The sequence below is a fragment of the Bacteroides sp. genome (assembly GCF_028690125.1).
Lineage (GTDB): Bacteria > Bacteroidota > Bacteroidia > Bacteroidales > Bacteroidaceae > Bacteroides.
This window is the reverse complement of the sequence record NZ_JAQVBV010000001.1, coordinates 311,027-330,998: the sequence shown is the minus strand read 5'-3', so window position 1 is coordinate 330,998 and position 19,972 is coordinate 311,027. Positions and strand designations below refer to the sequence as shown.

The window sequence follows — 19,972 nt, the reverse complement described above, 5'->3', positions numbered from 1 at the left end:
AGATCGTTTTCCGTCATTGGAAAACGATCTCTCTCATTATATACTATATTTATAAATTACTTCCTCAGCGCCTTCTCAATCGTATACAACCGATAGCCATACTCCTCTCTTAACTCTTTCGTCGGTGCTACAGCCTTTGCCTTCTGAAACTCTCGTTTCAAATCCTGCAAACAACCATACCAGAAAGGTCCACGTGCAGGATCGGACATATACGAGATACTTTCTATCGCTTTCATACCCATATATGGATGCACTTCACTCAATGCAAAGCCAGAAGAACTACCAGAAGACGATTTATCCTTTGCCGGACTCACATCCGACCAGGAAATGACAACACTCAACAATTGTGCCTGCACAAAACGTTTGAATTCAGACGGTTTCTTACCTGCCTTAGTCTCTTTGAATAAAAAGTCAATCAAATCCGAAATAGCCTGTTTCTGTGTATAAGGATCATCCGACTTACTTTCACTCAACCAAAGATTACCCAACTGAACCAGAATTAAATTTCCAAAGAACTTCTGAGAATAATCCGCCGCACTTCCCGTCAATGCACAATGATTTTGCAACTCCTCATTATCCATCCACGACATCTTTTCTATAGCGTCCAACATCCATAAAAAAGAATTGCGTTGCACCTCTTTCGATACCGTCTGATAAGAAGGATATGCATCCCCCCGATAACTATCATTCAGATAAATACCTCCTACTTGCTGCAACACATGCTTCACGTACTCGTCTACCTGATTGATGATATGTCCATACAACATAGTACGCTCTTCATAATTTATATCTTCCTTGTCCAACCATTGGTTTGCATTTGCTATCACCTGTCCCATATTCTCAAAAGCAATCGTGGCAGCACGAGTCGCATCATCTCCTAAATCCATTTCCATCCCACGAGGATCATAATAAGCTTTCCTGCTTTGAGGACGTTTAAAAAGCAACAAGGGATTTTGATTACGCTCTGAAACCAACGCCTGTAATGCCGACAATTCCTCCTGAGGGCTTTTCTTATTCATCGGCTGATATAAATAACGAAGTGCCCAATGATCATACTCACCCAACACTTGTTGAGTTAGAGGCATTCCGGGCTTGTAACTATCGGATGAAAGCAAGTAATTCATTGGAAGTTTATCCATTACCGAAGCTGACAATCCATGTTGTTTTACAAACCCTTCCGATTGAAGCGAATCTACAGGATAAGCAATAGAGCCTGCCATATTATCCGTCAGCCCGAGGCAATGCCCCCAATGTTTCAACAACAAAGATGTCAATGCTTCTTCTACCAGCGAAGCGTCAGGAGTCAATGTACGTGCTTTATCGTTAAAAGAAGAAGTTTGCAAGAAGTAATCCAACTGAATTTGTGAAGCCAGATTGTGAGGAATATAGATATTAGCACTAATGACCTCTCCTGTCTGAGGGTCGCTCCAACAATTATCTGTGATCCTCTCAGAAGGAGAAGGCACATACCGAATACACGATTTAGTGATACTGTTGGCATCAAACGTTTCGCGATCTTTAGGATAAGGTTTCACCTCCAACGCTTTGGAGAAACCTATTTTACGGAACGCCTCATTCCAGGTATCGGCACTACGATAAACACAACGTTGCCAGCTATCGGGCAACAAAGTATCCACATAGAAAACAATCGGATTTCCTTCTTTCAGATTCCAGCGATTCACCCAGTATTGCGTCTGGCTCCCTTGCTTCTTGTCAGAAAAGCTCACTTTATCATTCCATAAAGTACCAATACGTGCATCTGCCAAACGGGGAAGATAATCTTCATCTTCCGGTAATAACATAAACGTACGCTTCACAACTGCACTGAATGGAATATCTTCTGCGATAGGGAAGATACCGAACAATGACATCGAAAGATCATAGCTCATATTACAGGAAATCGATACATTATCAGCATAAGAAGCAACACCGGATATCATCGACTGTTTCTGTTTAAAGGTAGCTTTCCGTTTCACCCAGCCATCCATTGAATTAAAGCCCTTCGGATCAATCGGATTCATATATTCATCATCTTTAAAAACAAATGATGTGACATCTATCACCATAGCACTATCCGGAGAATAAGCCTTTACAGAAAACTGCTCCAAGAGCATATCACCAAAACTTCTCTCCAAAGCATCTCCAATATACGGATCATGATCAGTCACCGGGCGGTTTGCAATCTGGTACAACCGGATTAAAGAATCGGACTTACAAAACTTTACCTGCAAGGGAGCAGCTGCCCTAAATCCAATAGATGACTCCTGCGGATTACTTACTTTATCTACTACAGCCCCCATCAACAAGCGTTTGCCAACCACCTTTTTAGGAATCTCCATATATACTTTATCACCTATCCAATAAAGATTCATCATTCCTTTGGCCTCCACTCTAGTAGAGTCTCCTACTAACTTCTCATATTCACTCTTAACCTTTACCTGTTCTGTTTTCTTCTTCTTTTTCTTAGCGGCGACCTCCGCAGGAGAAAAGACAGACAAACCCAACACAGACAGTAAGAGCAAAAGGATATATTTATTCTTCATAATCATCTATTTAAAGCATTATTCATTTGATGAAGCAATAATTGATAATGAAGCCGTGTATCTTTATCAGTATGCAGCTTCTGGCCATTCAACAGATCACGTATACGAAGAAAATAGCCGTAACACATACTATCTTGATTTTTAGGAACGAAATACTCTGCCATCGGTTCGTCGAATCCTGCTACCGGATTAAACATACGCTCCAGATCCGAAATACAACATCCACTATGCCCCTCATGTGTATGCCGATGGAAAACAGACAACTGCTCCCATACGTTCTCTTCATCCACCAACGATTTCGTCTCTTTGCTCCAACGGATTCCGGCAGTAGACGCCAGATATTTAACAAACAAATTCTGCAACTTCATCTGACTTTCAGTGAGCTTACGCCCTTTCATAGTCGGGCTCCAAATATATGTATAAATATCATTCATACACTCCTCTACACCATATCCTGTTTTTCCTGCTTTCAAAGCCGAAAACTCGACCCTCGCAGGAGCCTCCATCAACAGTTTCATCAGAACATTACGCAAAGCATCCGATGGTTTCCCCACCATAGGCAATGTCTTCAGGGTATTACTATCGTCCACCCAATCCAATGTTGCCAACTGCTCCAGGAAGTAGTCCATAGCCTCTTTCTGTTTTTCTTTCGGTTCGCTCTGCAATGCTTCCACTTTATCACCTACCAATTTCTCATGCATATAAATTCCACCGATATTATGATATACGTGCAACATATACGTTATATACTGCATCAAGATGCCATCATACAAATCGGATCGATGAGTATAATCCACATCTTCTTCTTCCAGCCACTGATTCAGGTTTGATAGAATGTATTTCAGATTCTTCACCCCATATTGAGTAGCTTTTACAGCATTATCTCCCAGATCTTCCGTCTGGGAACGCGGGTCGAGTATATCAGACTGTTGTTTTCCATAACGGTATATGGGATTATCAGACAATTCGGTAATCCATTTGGAAGTGACTGCATATTCTTCCTCGGTAGTCTTAGCTTCGGGTACAGGAGTATAACTCCAACGAATCAGATAATTATCATACGGACCAAAATAAGGAGGCGTCATACGTACCCCTCTTTCCATGTCTCCCGGCTGTGCCACATAGTTAAAACGGGCATAATCCATAATAGAAGAAGTCGTTCCATTCTTCTGTGTGAACGACGGAGATCGGAGTGAATCAACCGGAATTACAGAAGAAGCACTCATATTATGCATAAATCCGAGACAATGCCCCACCTCGTGGGAAACAACATAGCGCAAAGCATCATCCATCACTACTCTCGGAATAATTTTATGACGCACACGTTTGTCCGCCTGAGCCGTCTGAATAAACAGCCAGTTATTCAATAACTTGATGACATCATGATACAGATACACAGAAGCATTCAATATTTCTCCACTACGCGGATCAACCCAAGACGGTCCCATTGCATTCTCAATGGCAACAGGAGCATAACGGATACATGAATATTTCAGATTGTCGGGGTCAAATTCGGGATCGTCTTTCGGAAACTCTTTTGCCTGTATCGCCTGTATAAAGCCAATTTTCTCAAACGGTTGATTCCATTGATTCACAGCTTCGAATACAGACTTTTTCCAACTTTCGGGGAAACAACTGTCGATATAAAAAACGATAGGTTTTACGGGAGTCACTTTTTTACCTGCCAGGTATCCTTCCAAATCAGAAGGCTCCAAACGCCAACGATTTGCATAATACATAGGCCGCATTGTCTGCTTAGTAGCCGAATATTCCTTTTTGATAGTAGGAAAAATACCGATTCTGCTATCCATCAACCGTGGACGATAAGGAACAGAGTCGAGCAACACGATGGAACGTGTTACTTTTGCTGTGAAAGGTTCGTCTTTAATATCACTTCCTTTTCCACCGGTCAGTGAATAAGTATAATTCAAGCTACTACGAACCGATATATTATCCTTAAATGCCTTGAAACTATCAATGAAAGAACGGTTGCTTTGAAAAGAAGTAGTACGTTTACGTCCACCCGATGTATTCACACTGAATTTATCGAAAGGAGGCATCAACTTGTTATCACCCACAAAAAACTCCGTAACCTCAAAGACAATTGCCGTACTATCATTATTATAAGCAGCAATGTCAAAAGCCTGCAAAATAGCGTCAATATTGCTCATTTCAATTGCCGCCTTCAATCTTCCATCTTTATCGTTACTTACATTCTCTGTCTGAATGGCCGACAAACAAACTTTATTATTCAATTTCTGAAAACGGAAATGGATCGGTTCAGTCGGCTTAGATCCGATAATCGCATTTTTATTATCACTGATTTCAGTCACTGTAGACCCCAGCAACATCTCACGTCGCAACAATGAAAGCGGAAGTTCAAAATAAATTTTCTCTTTAACTTTGTGAACAGTAATAAATCCCTCAGCTTTCGAATGATCGGATAAGAATAGCTTGTCATAAGGTGTTTTTTCTTTTTCAACTACTTCTTTCTTCTTCGACTTTTTGCGTTTAAAGAAAGATTCATTCGCTGAAATAGATGCTCCTAGCATAGAAAATGCCAGAAGTGCAATCCAGATTTTTTTCATAAACGTGATAGTATTAAAATATAGATCACAAAATTAAGAATTAGATCCGTTTACGAGCCAAATATCTCCGCTTTTTTTCCGTATCTTTTATCTTTCACACGTTTGCAACTTATGGGTGTAAGTCCATCTTCATCCATGTGCACGGCTTCTTCTCATCGCTATTTACTAATGTTTCTACGTAAGACTTTGTAGACAAGGAAGCACTGATTCGCATATTCTCTTTGCTGAAAGAGTTTTTCAAAGGGATAGAAAAGTTTAACACATACCCTCCTTCCACTATATTCGGAGTCACTCTTATCCCATCTTTTTTGCCAGTGTCCCATTTTCCGCGATTTCCTTTCCATACAGTTACATCGCCATTATATGAGCACCATATCTTATATACTCCTTCTGCCGGCTCTTCCAAGCAACTATTATTTGTATCAAGATAAAGATAAACCCCACTTCCGGTTTGCGTACCTTTTCCACCTGAAAAGAGTTCAGAGTCTTTCACCTTACAGGTAACATAAAGATGATTTATATCTTTTCCCACACCGGCACGCAAATTGGATTTTCCGTAATGCCCGATAAATATGGGATATTCAGAAATTGTAGCACCCTTTATTTCCAGATCTCTCATTACATGACCTTTGATGAAGCAAGGAGCTTCCCCTCCCCCATAATTACCGGAAGCAAGGGCAACTACCGTATTTGCATCCCATACTGCCACGGATGGCCATATGCTATGTTTCCCCTTTGCAACAGGGAATGGACGAGTACGCCGTGTGAAGTTCCGTGCGTTTTTATCACCAATTGCCACTTCCATAGTACTATAAGGTACTCTATCTCCAAACTGGTCAGCATGACGAGTATCATCTACCTGATAAGAAAGCAAAGTTTCACCTGTCGGGAGGACTCCCAAATAAGGAGCCCCCATATAAACCCAATCTTCAACGGTATCTGCCAAAGCTTTGTCACGATTTCGAGAATCGGCCAACACAGGCGAAGACCAGTTATCTGTTATTTTGGTACGTACCGTATAGGGTTTAAAAGTAACAAAACCACAATCTTCGATGACACAGACAATCTCATCTCCCACTATCTTACTTACCGGCATTCCGTCGCGACTTCCTGCCCGAAAACAAACTGTTTTATAACCTCCCCACGACTTACCATTATCCTGTGAAGTCAGCATTGAGATTTCCTGTTCATTGGAGTGAGTATAAGGACCTTCATTGGCAAAGTAAACTTGTACATCTCCATTGGGCAACTGAAGAAATGAAGGTTCCCAACACCCATCTGTAAAACGCGGCTGAGCTTCATAAACTACCTGTGGATCGCTCCATGTTACTCCATTATCTGTGCTGCGGCGTATTACAATGGCAAAAGGAGCAATTTCAGCAGTTTTCGGACGGTAATTACACGCAGCCAGCAAATCACCATTGGCCAATTGAAATATCTCTGAATTAGCAATATGCATCCATGTACTTCCTTTTTCATTCGTAAATTTATGAGAATGGAATAATGTGACAGGCTCGCTCCATGTCACACCATCATCGGTACTACGACGCATTGCATAACCTGTTGCATAATCTTCGTACACTGCCACCACCGAATGATCTTGTAAACGAATGGAACGGGGATATCCCCCTTTCGCTGACAATTGTTGAAGAGTACTATAATCCCACCCTATACGAACCCCGTCAATAGGATGTCCTTTTTTAGGTTGATACGAAGTCCCTGATTTATCTCCCGGTCCATTCGGATTTCCATAAGCAATCAAAGTGGATATACTTAAACAGATGAGAGATAATAAGTATCGTTTAGTCGTTTTCATAATTATCACATTTAGAATAAACAAAAGTTCCTCTGCGGGTGTCCGGTTTCCCGATTCTCCTACTTCTTTTCCGCCAGATAAACTCCCAGCATAATACAAGCTGCTCCAGCTAATGCAATCGGTGTTATATTCTCCTGCAATATAAGCGCCGAAGCCACCATTGTCACTAATGGATTCAGATATATATAATTAGAAGCTCTCACTGTTCCCAATTGTTTCAGCACGACATTCCAGAGAATATAGCAGACCAATGAAGCCAACACAGCCAAAAACAATAGATTCAACAAAACAGACGGTTGCAGCAGCACAGAAAAATCCGGTTGCAAGGGATGAATGCAGAAAGCAGGAAGAATCGTTAGTACTCCATAAAAAAATATCTTACGGGTAATAAATACAGTAGGATAACGTCCTGCCATTTTTTTAATAATCAGACTATAAAAAGCCCATGACAAAGCAGCTAGCAAAGTCAGCAAATCTCCAACCGGAGAGATATTCAACACTACACTCCCGTTGAAAACCACAAGTCCCACTCCCGCCAATGCCAGCAATGAACCGCTGATTAATCCCTTTGTAGCCTTTTCGCTTTTATAAAATAACAATGAAAGGATGGTAGTAAGCAAAGGAGCTGTGCAGATAATAAAAGAAACATTCGAAGCTTGTGTAATTCCCAAAGCAGTATTCTCTGTAAAAAAGTAGAGGGAACCACCAAATATCCCTCCTGCTATCAACCAAAGTTCATCCTTCCAGTGGTTTGTAAAAAGCCGATGGGGAGAAATTAGCCAAATACCAATATAAGCAATCAAAAAACGATAAAAGAATATTTCCTGTGGAGTCAATCCATGATGAATCAATATCTTAGTAGCTATAAAGGTCAATCCCCAAATAGCTACTGTCAATATAGCAATCAAATGATAGTATCCATGCTTTAGTTTCATATTTGTAGCTTTAAAGATGTCGCAAAGATATAGGGAATCATGAATATATTGAACGTTATTACGGGAAATTGAAATGATAATTACATTATTTGGGATTATTCTGATATTATAGTAAGAGAGTCCTACGTATCTTGATAGTTCAAAAACCATTGTTTATCATTAAATTCTAATAGATATGTGTATTAATAAAATCAAAAGATGGATTGGGACCGTGAGTTTATCAATAATAGCAGGAACCGTTTAGTGCCAATCTACTCCAAATTTCTTTCCCGATAAAGACCTGATGACGTTTGGTTCTTACTACTATCCCGAACAATGGAATCCTTCACACTTCTAAAATTATACCTGTATTCTATCCGGTAGATCCGCCAGGCATGGATCATTTAGATTTCACTACTTATACCCGTTACCTGGTGACTGCTCATGAAAGAGGTTATAGAGAGCAGGGATTCCGGATTAGCAACATTGAAAGCCTTGGATTTCCCAATGACTTATTCCGCAATTATCCGGGAAAACAATTTGGTGTAATGGAGTTGCAACCCGTCTATGGATGTATCATGTGTTTGCCGGAGGTGGTAAGTTTATTTGTAACTACCGTTTCCGCCAACCTTTAAAGGAAAGTGAACAATATCATTACGGCTTGATGCAAACAGATGGAGTCACTTTGACACCTGGCGGACAGGAATATAAAAAAACGATCAATGAAATAGAAAAGTCGCGCGCCGCTTACAAGAAAAATAACCGAATGCCTTTATCCATTGCCTCCCGACGTATCCGCATGATGTTTACGATGAATAATAATATTAAAATGAATTTTCAACCACAGACCAATCAATGGAATACGATGGGGCACGTTCATAAATATTATAAATTGCTGAAATCATTGGCTGCTCCTATCCATGAACTGGTAGGAATAAGCAACTTGTTTTTTGATCATTTACCTTCTGATTATTGGGGACATATCAGCTTCAACGGTGAGTCTTATGGATGGAGTAATCATTTCATACTCCATAAAGTCATATGAGTTTAGCTCTCAAACATTAATAGAAAAGTTACCCAGAGAGGTGTGTTGAAACTTTTTACATATATCTCCGGGTAACTACTAAATAACTTCGACTCAATAGTAAACTTTAAAATATCCTATCTAAGGATAATTATAAAATTCCTCCTCTTTGTCAATACAAGCAACAGCCTGTATACGTGCTTGCGGATTCTGAACCGTAAAAGGTTGATCCGAAACATAATTTCTCATCCGGCAACCAACCAAGGAAACAGTCAGCCTTTTGTCTCCTTTCACCAGCATATAATCAAAAGACTCACCAATAGCCGTAAGGGCAGCATTCTTACCCGAGAAAGCCTCTACATTCAGAATCGCCGTATGTCCTTCACCTTCGATTACAAATGGATGAATCTCTTCCACAGTAGCACCGGCATTAGCAATGATAGATCCTTGAGCAATCTGCCAATTCCTGTTTTTGTTTTGTGTACCCATCTTATGAATACCAATAGTCACACAGTCGAAATTGAAATTAGTCAGCTGTCCATACGATTCGGGTCCTAACCAAGCTCCACCATAAGTTCCGAAAGTAAACACATCGATCATCTGAGCATTATCCGTATGATTAATTGCATAAGCAAAACTTTTGCGGGCTATAACAGCATCTATCACTTCGCGACTGAATGAGCGCCCGAACTCACGCATATTGGCAGGGTTAATATGACAATGCAAGATCCGGGGAATATCATAGCAATAATCAATCTTGATAAATTCTCCACTCAAAGGATAACCATAACAATGCTCAAACAAGATTTGCTCGTTGATATTCTTTCCGTTAGAACAGAAATCCATCGCCACATATTCCCCATAAAAGGTAAGGCAAGAAAGCGTCACTCCCTGTACATTCTGGTTTACATCTACTTGTATGGTAGCAGGATAAGCAATTATTCCCGAAGAATCAGTATGAGTCTGTTCCGGATACCAAAACTGGATGCCACGTATTTGAGTAGCTGACTCTACTGTAATAAATGGATGTAATTTATCTGTAATTTTAAACAACGAGCCGACAGGTTCAACTTTCCCGGGGTTACGAGTTCCCCGTCCGGTAGGCCCGTGCACACCAATCAGTGAAACATTCTTCTTCAGCCGGATTCCTCCTGCCACAGCATAACCTCCTTCCGTAGGTTCTACCCACAACGCAGATCCTGAAGACGCAGCCCAGTCAATTGCTTTTTGCAAATTATCCCGGTTTATCTCCGGACTGTTTTTCGGCAATACTCCAAACTCCTGAATGCTCTTACTGTTATTCGCATTTACACCGGATACAAACAAAAGAAATAAAACTGATAAGTAATAATATGCTTTCATAGGAATATAACTATTTAATCATAAAATACAATATTCGTAAAACTTTCCGATACCTGCAAACGTTCCTCGATAATTTTGATAATCACTTAGGAAATATTTTTCACTGCGGCAGAATTATGTATTTATTTGATTTTGAAACTCTTTTATACCCGACAAATCTAAAATGGGAGAAAATCTTCACAGTTTCTCTCCCACCGGTTATCCTCATAATGCAATTACAGATTAACCTATTGAAATTTTATACTTTAATTTTCATGTGTTATACTTTTTGTCCAAAAATACAACACAAATAGGAGATAATCAAACAAAAAGCTCTTTTATTGTAATATTTATCGATAAAACCCTTGTTTACCTTGATATATTAAGGTTTTTGTCCTCACCTCGTGGTTATCTGAAAATAAACACGTAAATTTGCTCCCTAAAATTGAAATAACAATATAAATCACTATAAATAAAAAGTTTATCGCTATGGAGTATAATTTCAGGGAGATTGAAAAGAAGTGGCAGAAACGGTGGGTGGAGAGCAAAACTTACCAGGTTACGGAAGACGAATCGAAGCAGAAATTTTATGTATTGAATATGTTCCCTTATCCATCAGGAGCCGGATTGCACGTAGGTCATCCGCTAGGGTACATCGCTTCGGATATTTATGCCCGTTACAAACGACTGCAAGGCTTTAATGTACTCAATCCGATGGGATATGACGCCTACGGTCTCCCCGCTGAACAATATGCTATCCAGACCGGACAGCACCCTGCAATTACTACCGTCAATAATATCAACCGTTATCGGGAGCAGTTGGATAAAATAGGTTTTTCATTCGATTGGGACCGTGAAATACGCACTTGCGATCCGGAATATTACCATTGGACACAATGGGCTTTCCAAAAGATGTTCAACAGCTATTACTGCAACGACGAAAAGCAAGCCCGTCCTATCGAAGAACTGATTGAAGCATTCGGAATCTGCGGAACTAAAGACATGAACATTGCTTGCAGCGAAGAACTGAACTTCACTGCCGACGAATGGAAAGCAAAAAGCGAAAAAGAACAGCAGGAAATTCTGATGAACTATCGTATTGCCTATCTAGGCGAAACAATGGTGAACTGGTGTCCTGCCTTGGGAACTGTACTGGCAAATGACGAAGTAGTGGACGGAGTCAGCGAGCGCGGCGGTTACCCGGTCGTTCAGAAGAAAATGCGTCAATGGTGTCTGCGTGTATCAGCTTATGCGCAACGATTACTCGACGGACTGGATACTATCGACTGGACAGAATCTTTGAAAGAAACTCAAAAAAACTGGATCGGTCGCTCAGAAGGTGCTGAAATCCAATTCAAAGTAAAAGACAGTGATCTTGAATTTACCATCTTTACTACCCGTGCAGATACAATGTTTGGAGTTACCTTCATGGTATTGGCCCCGGAAAGTGAACTGGTAGCACAAGTAACAACACCCAACCAAAAAGCGGAGGTAGATGCTTATCTCGACCGTACCAAGAAACGTACGGAACGTGAACGTATTGCCGATCGTAGTGTCAGTGGCGTATTCAGCGGTTCCTATGCCATCAATCCCTTCACAGGTGAAGCTGTACCTATCTGGATCAGCGATTATGTATTAGCCGGATACGGAACAGGAGCCATCATGGCTGTACCTGCTCACGATAGCCGCGACTATGCTTTTGCCAAACATTTCGGATTGGAGATTCGTCCGTTGGTAGAAGGCTGTGACGTAAGCGAAGAAAGTTTTGATGCAAAGGAAGGGACCGTTTGCAACTCACCACGTTTGGACGTAACTCCCTACTGTGATCTTTCACTGAACGGACTGACTATTAAAGAAGCAATTGCGGCAACCAAGAAATATGTAAAAGAGCACAACCTAGGTCGTGTGAAAGTGAATTACCGCCTGCGTGATGCCATTTTCTCTCGCCAACGCTATTGGGGCGAGCCGTTCCCTGTTTACTACAAGGATGGAATGCCTTATATGATCGATGAAAAGAGCCTGCCTCTGGAACTGCCGGAAGTTGCTAAATTCCTGCCCACTGAAACCGGTGAACCTCCATTGGGACATGCTGCGAAATGGGCTTGGGATACAACAAACAAATGTGTGGTAGACAACGAGAAGATAGACAACGTTACTGTTTTCCCGTTGGAGCTGAACACAATGCCGGGATTCGCGGGTTCTTCTGCTTATTACCTGCGTTATATGGACCCTCGCAATCATGAGGCATTGGTGGACAAGAAAGTAGACCAATACTGGAAAAATGTAGACCTTTATGTAGGAGGTACAGAACACGCTACCGGGCACTTGATCTATTCCCGTTTCTGGAATAAGTTCTTGTACGATCTGGGTGTATCTGCCGTAGAAGAACCATTCCAAAAATTGGTAAACCAAGGTATGATTCAGGGACGCAGTAACTTTGTATACCGAATCAAAGATACTAATACATTCGTTTCGCTAAACCTGAAAGATCAATACGATGTGACTCCGATTCACGTGGATGTAAACATCGTATCCAACGATATTCTCGATATGGAAGCCTTCAAAGCATGGCGACCCGAATACCAAACGGCAGAATTTATCCAGGAAGACGGAAAATACATCTGCGGTTGGGCAGTAGAAAAGATGAGTAAGTCTATGTTCAACGTAGTCAATCCCGATATGATTGTCGAAAAATACGGTGCAGACACACTCCGTATGTACGAAATGTTCCTCGGTCCGGTGGAGCAATCCAAACCTTGGGATACAAATGGTATCGACGGTGTACACCGTTTCATCCGTAAATTCTGGTCATTGTTCTATAGCCGCACAGACGAATATCTGGTGACAGACGAACCGGCTACGAAAGAAGAATTGAAGAGCCTCCACAAACTGATCAAGAAAGTGACGGGAGATATCGAACAGTTCTCTTACAATACTTCCGTCAGCGCATTTATGATCTGTGTAAACGAACTCTTCAACCTCAAATGCAGCAAGAAAGAAGTGTTGGAACAATTGATTATCGTCCTCGCACCTTTTGCTCCGCACGTTTGCGAAGAACTATGGGCTACGTTGGGACACACCACTTCGGTATGCGATGCTCAATGGCCTATATACAATGAAGAATATCTGAAAGAAGATACCATCAACTATACCATCTCTTTCAACGGGAAAGCACGCTTCAACATGGAATTTGCCGCTGATGCCGCTTCGGACGCTATCCAAGCAGCAGTATTAAGTGACGAACGTTCCCTGAAATGGACCGAAGGCAAAACTCCAAAGAAAGTGATCGTTGTACCGAAAAAAATTGTAAACGTTGTAATCTAACCATATTATTTAGGCACGGATTACGCAGATTCCACGGTTCTCCTGAGTTGATTCTTAAAACCGTGTTAATCCGCGAAATCCGTGCCTAAAAAAATAGTTCAACTCCAAATTATGTTTTATCAACTATAAACCCTATGCGAAGACCTGAAAAAGCGGAAATAATGAGAGAAGTAAAAGACTACTTTTACATTACTCTCGGATTGATAAGTTATTCATTCGGATGGGCAGCTTTCCTACTTCCTTATCAAATAACTACCGGAGGCACTACCGGTATCGGAGCTATTATCTACTACGCTACCGGTTTTCCTATCCAATGGTCGTACTTTATCATTAATGCCGTTTTGATGACATTTGCCATCCGGATACTAGGTCCGCGATTCAGCATAAAAACGACTTATGCTATTTTCATGCTGACCTTCTTACTGTGGTTTCTCCAATTAATAGTGAATAACTATGTACATGTACCGGACGTTTCGACCGACGGGAAACCACTCCTATTGGGAGTTGGACAGGACTTTATGGCGTGCATTATCGGAGCTGCCATGTGCGGTATAGGTCTTGGCATTGTATTCAACTATAACGGAAGTACCGGAGGAACAGACATTATTGCCGCCATCGTCAATAAATACAAAGACGTAACACTCGGAAGAATGATCATGATTTGCGATGTATTTATCATCAGCTCTTGCTACTTTGTTTTTCACGATTGGCGCCGGGTTATCTTCGGCTTCGTAACGTTGTTCATTATCGGTGTCGTACTCGACTGGATCATCAACAGTGCCCGCCAATCGGTTCAATTCCTCATCTTCTCCAAAAAGTACGATGAGATAGCCGACTGTATCACGAAAGAAACCGACAGGGGCGTTACTGTACTCAACGGTACGGGGTGGTACAGCAAACATGATGTGAAAGTATTGGTAGTACTAGCCAAGAAACGACAGTCACTGGAAATCTTTCGTCTGGTGAAACGCATCGACCCGAATGCTTTTATCTCACAAAGCTCCGTCATCGGCGTATATGGCGAAGGGTTCGACCAATTGAAAGTAAAGTAACAAAAAAACGTCATAAAACGCAAGAAGCCCTATGAAACGCAAACTCGTATTTGCCACCAACAATGCTCATAAATTAGAAGAAGTAGCAGCCATCTTACGCGATAAGATCGAACTACTTAGTCTGAACGATATCAACTGCCATACCGATATTCCCGAAACGGCTGACACACTGGAAGGAAACGCCCTGTTAAAATCTTCCTTCGTAAAAGAAAACTATGGTCTGGATTGTTTCGGTGACGATACCGGATTGGAAGTAGAAGCATTAAACGGAGCACCGGGAGTATATTCTGCTCGTTATGCAGGAGGTGAAGGTCACGACTCACAAGCCAATATGCTCAAACTTCTCCATGAAATGGAAGGAAAAGAAAACCGTAAAGCCCGGTTTCGTACCGTCATCTCACTAATTCTGGACGGAAAGGAGTACTTTTTTGAAGGAGTAGTAAAAGGTGAAATTACCCGAGAGAAACATGGAGATTCCGGTTTCGGCTACGATCCGATCTTTCAACCCGAAGGATATGAACAGACTTTTGCCGAGTTGGGAAATGAAATAAAAAATAAAATCAGCCACCGGGCATTAGCCGTACAGAAACTCTGTGAATTCCTGCAACGCTGATCTTGATTGATATGTAACTATTCACAATTAGTTAATACTATCTTTTATTCAGAGTAAGCATCACTTTAGAAAAGTGCATATGACCAATAAATTTGGATGCATTACCTAATAATACAGAGTTTTACATAAGATACTTGTAATTTTCCAGAGAAAATTATTACTTTGCAAAAAATAAAACTAAAGTTCGATGAAGAAAATTACATTACTTACTCTTGTTACATTGCTTATGTGTACATCATGTGTGACTAAAAAGAAATACATGATTGCAGAAAACGGACGCATAGCAGCTATTGCGAGCGGAGATAGTCTACATTCGCTGTTATCAAACTGCCGCGATCAGGGAACCCGGATGTCCGCACAGATTAAAAACCTGATGCAAGATACCACTCGAATGGGAAACAGCATCCGTGAGTATCAGAATATGCTGAACTCTAACATGACCCAGCAGGAGAAACTGAACGCACTGTTAAGCCAAAAAAGAAACGAACTCAGCGAAAGGGAACGTACCATTAATGAGCTGCAGGAAATGATTAAATCTCAAAATGACAAAGTACAAAAGTTATTGAATAGTGTAAAAGACGCATTATTAGGCTTTAGCAGCGAAGAACTGACCGTTCGTGAAAAAGACGGAAAGGTATACGTAGCAATGTCCGACAAACTTCTGTTCCAGTCGGGAAGTGCCACTCTTGACAAACGTGGTGAAGAAGCACTTGGCAAATTGGCTCAAGTACTGAATAAACAGACGGATATTGATGTCTTTATCGAAGGGCATACAGACAACAAGCCTATCAATACGGCAATATTCAAAGATAACTGGGATTTAAGTGTACTACGTGCAACATCTGTAGTACGTATACTTACTAAAAAATACGATGTCAATCCGTTGCAGATACAGCCTAGCGGAAGAGGTGAATTTATGCCTGTTGATGATAATGAAACACTAGAAGGAAGAAGCAAGAACCGGCGTACGGAGATTATCATGGCTCCGAAGCTGGATAAACTGTTCCAGATGTTGCAGAATTCTGAAGACACAAAATAAAGGAAACCGGATTTAGACTTGTGCAATTTATAAATTAGGCACGGATTTCATAGAAAACACGATTCTTATATTAACTAAGACTGTAAAATCTATGAAATCCGTGCCTAAACATTTCCACTCGTTACATCATCATATGCCTCCTGATAGAGAACTTCACAATCGCCATTGCATTGATAGAAGCAAACGGAATATCCATCGGCTCATGATGAGTATTATAACTAACCAATTTTAGGCATCCCTCCTTATCCGAACGGTTTACGTACTTCACCGACAAATATTCGTCTCCCTCAATAGTAAACGAAACCAAATAGATTTCCCCATAAATCAGATTGCTGAAACTATTTATCTCCTTAAATCCTACAATGTCGCCCGATTTAAGAATCGGATACATACTATCCCCGCTAACATAAATTGCCCCATCGCAGCAAGGAATACTCGGAATCTGAATCTCCCCCACTACATACTGATTTTTATTCGTAAACAAAGTCTTTAAATTTGCTGCCACCGTGATATCATACAGCGTCACACTACGATCGTTTATCACCTCTCTTATTTTTGGATTGTGAATTATCTCCACTTCTCCCTGTGCCAGTGCATCATTACAGAATTTCGGTTGATGTTTAGGATTTCCCTTACCAACCAACAACCAGTTATAATCCATATTGCGCCCCATCTTATCAATCAATAAGGGGAAATCAATCCGATTACGAGCACACCAGTTTGATAATGTAGCCCGTGAAACTCCCAGAAATTCAGCTAATTCACTGTCTCTTTTAAAATTTAGAACCTGCTTGGCACGATTCACAATTGCTGTAACATCTAAAAATGTATCCATCTGTTATTGTTTAAATATAATGTAAATAATTATAAACACATTAATCTCTCATTTATAGTACTTTATAAAATATTTGAGAATTAAATTCTAAAACTATTTGTTCTCTAAATGAAATTTACTTTATCTTTGTAGTACAAATATCACTAATTCGTTTCAAAAATATAAATTAAAAACGAAAAAACCATGAGAAAACAAAAAATAATGCAATATTTTCGAAAATTTCTCCATTGATTTGTGAAAAGAAGGAATTAGATAATGTAGGTTATTAATGGCTATTGTGTAGAGTATTAATAGTTAATACGTGGAATATTAATACTTATCAAGTAGACTATTAACAGCTGACAATGAAGAACGGAAGAAAATCCTAATAAAAGAATTACAAAAGTCATAGTATATGATAACCAACTATTTATTAATAATTTAAAATGAATAAAAACATGGAAACTTCAAAAAAATTAACTCTCCACGTTTGTGGACGTTGCAAACGTATGCTTCCTATAGAAGCTTTTTATTTGGACAAGAAAACAAATCGTCCTCAAAACTATTGTAAAGAATGCCGGAAGTCCGTTAACCGAAACCACCGCAATGTAGAAAAACAAAATATCGTAAACAAAGAAAAAACAGCATATCCCGTCATTACCCTCATCAAAGATCCTGCTGTGCGAAAAGAACTCATTCGCCATGCCCTTGATACTGTTTCAGAGAGCATCGAACGCAAAAGAAAAAAACTCATGGCAATAGAAGCAGAGCAAGATATTTAATAAAATGAAAACAATACAGTAAATACTAAAACAAACCTATTATGGGAAGGATAAAACAAGGACTAGACTATTTTCCACTAAACACAGATTTTATTAACGAACGAGTAGTGCGTCGCATCATGAAACGAGAAGGTGATTCTGCTTTCACCATCTTACTATATGCACTGTCTTACATCTATTCCGGTGAGGGTTATTACGTTCGTGCCGACAATGAATTCTACGATGAACTTTCTGACCAGTTATTCAATACAGACAACGACACCGTCCACCGCGTTCTCGAACTAGCCGCCGAATACGGCTTCTTCGACTCGGATATATACAAACAATACCATGTACTGACATCTGCTGATATCCAACGGCAATATCTTTTCATTACCAAACGCAGGAATCATTTGCCCATCACTTCTATCTACCGTTTACTACCGGAGGAAGAAGGAACGGCAAAGACGGCTTCCTTAACTCCGGAAGCAACTTCTAAAATACAGGAAATAGAAAATGAAACTAGCAATTATGAAGAAGATGATGTTTCAGAAACCAAGGATATAGTAACCCAATCCCCTGAAAATGTAACGGAATATCCGATTATTGCAACAAAATTTGAAATCATAAAAAGAAAAGAAAAAGAAAAGAAAGAAAACATTCTCCCTAACCCTCCTTCTGCCAAAGGAGGGGACGAAGGAGGAGGAACCAATGAAACTACAAAAAGGAAGAAAGGCGATCTGACACAAGAAGATATCGACCGTATGCAAGCTCCTGCCGACGGACAGATCCGTAACCTATCCGGGCTTCGGGATAATCTGCTACTCTATCGCATTTCTCCCCCTGAGCAATATGCAATTATTTTAAAAAGTAATTACGGAATAATTGGCAGTCCGGTCTGGAAAGGGATCAGTAACATCCGAGATAGTGGTGGGAAAATCAAACTACCCGGTCATTACCTGTTAAGTGTAGTAAACAAGTAAGCATATTTAGTATAAAATATTATATATCAACAACATATACATATTAACGAACTTATTAACGCACACTTTTAAAATTGCTTGCTCATCCAAAAACATTGCTTTATCTTTGTAGTGTCAATAAGCTTAAAGACAAAATCAACTAAACTATTAATAATTAAAATAAATTACAATTATGCCAGTATTATATAAACCATTCCAGTCAAAACTGGAAAATAAAGAAAATGGAAAAAAATTATTTTATCCCCGCGTAGTACGTGCCGGTAATGTAGCTACCAATCAACTGTCAAAAGAGATAGCAGCTTATTCTTCTCTCTCACCAGGAGATGTGAAAAATACACTCGACAATCTGGTGACAGTAATAGCACAACATCTTCAAACGTCGGAAAGCGTAACCTTAGACGGACTGGGAACATTCCGCATGGTTATGATTGCTCAGGGGAAAGGAGTGGAAACAGCCAATGAAGTGAGTGCCGCACAAGCTACGCTTACCGTTCGCTTTCAACCTGCCTGTACCAGAAACCAAGACCGGACCTTAGCCACCCGTTCGATGGTAACAGGAGCAAAATGTGTACGCTATGACCGGCTCTCGTCTACTACCGTCACCGGGGGTGAAGAAACAAATAAGCCGGATACAGGAGGAGATGACGGGGGTGAATCACCAGATCCTACCTTGTAAACCTCGCCGTCCTGCACAAACACGAAAATAAGAATGACTTGACTAGAAAGACGACTAAGCTAAAAAGACTTAACGAGAAAACAAAGATTTGAGAACTTAACCGGACTAGTAATCACCTGACTACCTATTGAATATCAATTTGATCATGACGCATAATATCGTCATGAAAGGGAATCGTACGCTCTTCCCGAAGGATGAAAGTATATCCATACACCAGGGTGAAACTACTATCTGAAGTAAACTAAACTATTTAAAGAACCGGAAAGGAGGTAAGAAAACGATGGCAATGAAGAAATCAGCATGGGACATGATCCTGAAAGCAATTATTGCAGTGGCTTCGGCAGTACTTGGAGCACTGGGCGGTAACGCTATGAATCTGTAGACTGTACAGTAATAAACAAACATTTATCTATAAGCCGGAAGTCCTTTAAACAGGAACTGAACACTGGAAAAGAACTTCCGGCTTTCATTTAAAACTTAATAA

General features: G+C 40.4%; 14 protein-coding genes and 1 pseudogene. 9 read left to right on the top strand and 6 right to left on the bottom strand.

Going from position 1 to position 19,972, the window contains the following annotated elements:
* Nucleotides 1–56: 56 nt before the first annotated feature.
* The 4 genes from PHO71_RS01315 to PHO71_RS01300 form a co-directional block, all read right to left on the bottom strand.
* Nucleotides 57–2,543 carry a zinc-dependent metalloprotease gene (locus PHO71_RS01315; RefSeq protein ID WP_300197746.1) on the bottom strand — a complete coding sequence of 829 codons (2,487 nt, stop codon included), beginning with the start codon at nucleotides 2,541–2,543 and terminating at the stop codon, nucleotides 57–59.
* Nucleotides 2,544–2,545: 2 nt separating this feature from the next.
* Nucleotides 2,546–5,131 carry a zinc-dependent metalloprotease gene (locus PHO71_RS01310; RefSeq protein ID WP_300197744.1) on the bottom strand — a complete coding sequence of 862 codons (2,586 nt, stop codon included), beginning with the start codon at nucleotides 5,129–5,131 and terminating at the stop codon, nucleotides 2,546–2,548.
* A 109-nt stretch (nucleotides 5,132–5,240) separates the two neighbouring features.
* Nucleotides 5,241–6,947, bottom strand: a complete 1,707-nt coding sequence (locus PHO71_RS01305; protein WP_300197741.1) for an exo-alpha-sialidase — start codon at nucleotides 6,945–6,947, stop codon at nucleotides 5,241–5,243.
* A 59-nt stretch (nucleotides 6,948–7,006) separates the two neighbouring features.
* Nucleotides 7,007–7,882, bottom strand: a complete 876-nt coding sequence (locus PHO71_RS01300) for a DMT family transporter (RefSeq protein ID WP_300197738.1) — start codon at nucleotides 7,880–7,882, stop codon at nucleotides 7,007–7,009.
* A gap of 329 nt (nucleotides 7,883–8,211) precedes the next feature.
* On the opposite strand from PHO71_RS01300, the pseudogene PHO71_RS01295 reads away from it, so the two are divergent.
* Nucleotides 8,212–8,879: pseudogene (locus PHO71_RS01295) on the top strand (beta-galactosidase); the annotation flags it as partial.
* 147 nt (nucleotides 8,880–9,026) lie between these two features.
* On the opposite strand, the gene PHO71_RS01290 reads toward PHO71_RS01295, so the two are convergent.
* Nucleotides 9,027–10,247, bottom strand: a complete 1,221-nt coding sequence (locus tag PHO71_RS01290; protein ID WP_300197735.1) for a hypothetical protein — start codon at nucleotides 10,245–10,247, stop codon at nucleotides 9,027–9,029.
* Between the two features lie 468 nt (nucleotides 10,248–10,715).
* Between PHO71_RS01290 and leuS the strand changes: the two genes are divergently transcribed.
* The 4 genes from leuS (at nucleotide 10,716) to PHO71_RS01270 (ending at nucleotide 16,254) form a co-directional block, all read left to right on the top strand.
* On the top strand, nucleotides 10,716–13,550 hold the full coding sequence (leuS, locus tag PHO71_RS01285) for a leucine--tRNA ligase (RefSeq protein WP_300197732.1): 2,835 nt from the start codon (nucleotides 10,716–10,718) through the stop codon (nucleotides 13,548–13,550).
* 134 nt (nucleotides 13,551–13,684) lie between these two features.
* Nucleotides 13,685–14,602: a YitT family protein gene (locus PHO71_RS01280; RefSeq protein WP_300197729.1), complete on the top strand. Its 918-nt coding sequence runs from the start codon at nucleotides 13,685–13,687 to the stop codon at nucleotides 14,600–14,602.
* 31 nt (nucleotides 14,603–14,633) lie between these two features.
* Entirely contained in the window at nucleotides 14,634–15,215 is a 582-nt protein-coding gene (locus PHO71_RS01275; RefSeq protein WP_300197726.1) for a non-canonical purine NTP diphosphatase, read from the top strand.
* A gap of 187 nt (nucleotides 15,216–15,402) precedes the next feature.
* On the top strand, nucleotides 15,403–16,254 hold the full coding sequence (locus PHO71_RS01270) for an OmpA family protein (RefSeq protein WP_300197723.1): 852 nt from the start codon (nucleotides 15,403–15,405) through the stop codon (nucleotides 16,252–16,254).
* A gap of 121 nt (nucleotides 16,255–16,375) precedes the next feature.
* On the opposite strand, the gene PHO71_RS01265 is transcribed toward PHO71_RS01270, so the two are convergent.
* Complete coding sequence (locus tag PHO71_RS01265) at nucleotides 16,376–17,089, bottom strand: helix-turn-helix domain-containing protein (RefSeq protein WP_300197721.1); 714 nt, start codon at nucleotides 17,087–17,089, stop codon at nucleotides 16,376–16,378.
* A 437-nt stretch (nucleotides 17,090–17,526) separates the two neighbouring features.
* On the opposite strand from PHO71_RS01265, the gene PHO71_RS01260 reads away from it, so the two are divergent.
* The 4 genes from PHO71_RS01260 (at nucleotide 17,527) to PHO71_RS01245 (ending at nucleotide 19,870) form a co-directional block, all read left to right on the top strand.
* Nucleotides 17,527–17,850, top strand: a complete 324-nt coding sequence (locus PHO71_RS01260) for a hypothetical protein (protein WP_300197718.1) — start codon at nucleotides 17,527–17,529, stop codon at nucleotides 17,848–17,850.
* A gap of 41 nt (nucleotides 17,851–17,891) precedes the next feature.
* The gene (locus PHO71_RS01255; protein WP_300197716.1) at nucleotides 17,892–18,812 is read left to right on the top strand and encodes a DUF4373 domain-containing protein; all 921 of its coding nucleotides are present in this window, start codon (nucleotides 17,892–17,894) and stop codon (nucleotides 18,810–18,812) included.
* 172 nt (nucleotides 18,813–18,984) lie between these two features.
* The gene (locus PHO71_RS01250; RefSeq protein WP_300197714.1) at nucleotides 18,985–19,488 is read left to right on the top strand and encodes an HU family DNA-binding protein; all 504 of its coding nucleotides are present in this window, start codon (nucleotides 18,985–18,987) and stop codon (nucleotides 19,486–19,488) included.
* Between the two features lie 286 nt (nucleotides 19,489–19,774).
* Entirely contained in the window at nucleotides 19,775–19,870 is a 96-nt protein-coding gene (locus PHO71_RS01245; RefSeq protein ID WP_300197711.1) for a smalltalk protein, read from the top strand.
* The last annotated feature ends 102 nt before the right edge of the window (nucleotides 19,871–19,972 follow it).

Bases quoted from the DNA above. Each gene is read 5' to 3' on its own strand.
- PHO71_RS01315 (WP_300197746.1), bottom strand. From the start codon at position 2,543: ATGAAGAATAAATATATCCTTTTGCTCTTACTGTCTGTGTTGGGTTTG.
- PHO71_RS01310 (WP_300197744.1), bottom strand. From the start codon at position 5,131: ATGAAAAAAATCTGGATTGCACTTCTGGCATTTTCTATGCTAGGAGCA.
- PHO71_RS01305 (WP_300197741.1), bottom strand. From the start codon at position 6,947: ATGAAAACGACTAAACGATACTTATTATCTCTCATCTGTTTAAGTATA.
- PHO71_RS01300 (WP_300197738.1), bottom strand. From the start codon at position 7,882: ATGAAACTAAAGCATGGATACTATCATTTGATTGCTATATTGACAGTA.
- PHO71_RS01290 (WP_300197735.1), bottom strand. From the start codon at position 10,247: ATGAAAGCATATTATTACTTATCAGTTTTATTTCTTTTGTTTGTATCC.
- leuS (WP_300197732.1), top strand. From the start codon at position 10,716: ATGGAGTATAATTTCAGGGAGATTGAAAAGAAGTGGCAGAAACGGTGG.
- PHO71_RS01280 (WP_300197729.1), top strand. From the start codon at position 13,685: ATGCGAAGACCTGAAAAAGCGGAAATAATGAGAGAAGTAAAAGACTAC.
- PHO71_RS01275 (WP_300197726.1), top strand. From the start codon at position 14,634: ATGAAACGCAAACTCGTATTTGCCACCAACAATGCTCATAAATTAGAA.
- PHO71_RS01270 (WP_300197723.1), top strand. From the start codon at position 15,403: ATGAAGAAAATTACATTACTTACTCTTGTTACATTGCTTATGTGTACA.
- PHO71_RS01265 (WP_300197721.1), bottom strand. From the start codon at position 17,089: ATGGATACATTTTTAGATGTTACAGCAATTGTGAATCGTGCCAAGCAG.
- PHO71_RS01260 (WP_300197718.1), top strand. From the start codon at position 17,527: ATGGAAACTTCAAAAAAATTAACTCTCCACGTTTGTGGACGTTGCAAA.
- PHO71_RS01255 (WP_300197716.1), top strand. From the start codon at position 17,892: ATGGGAAGGATAAAACAAGGACTAGACTATTTTCCACTAAACACAGAT.
- PHO71_RS01250 (WP_300197714.1), top strand. From the start codon at position 18,985: ATGCCAGTATTATATAAACCATTCCAGTCAAAACTGGAAAATAAAGAA.
- PHO71_RS01245 (WP_300197711.1), top strand. From the start codon at position 19,775: ATGAAGAAATCAGCATGGGACATGATCCTGAAAGCAATTATTGCAGTG.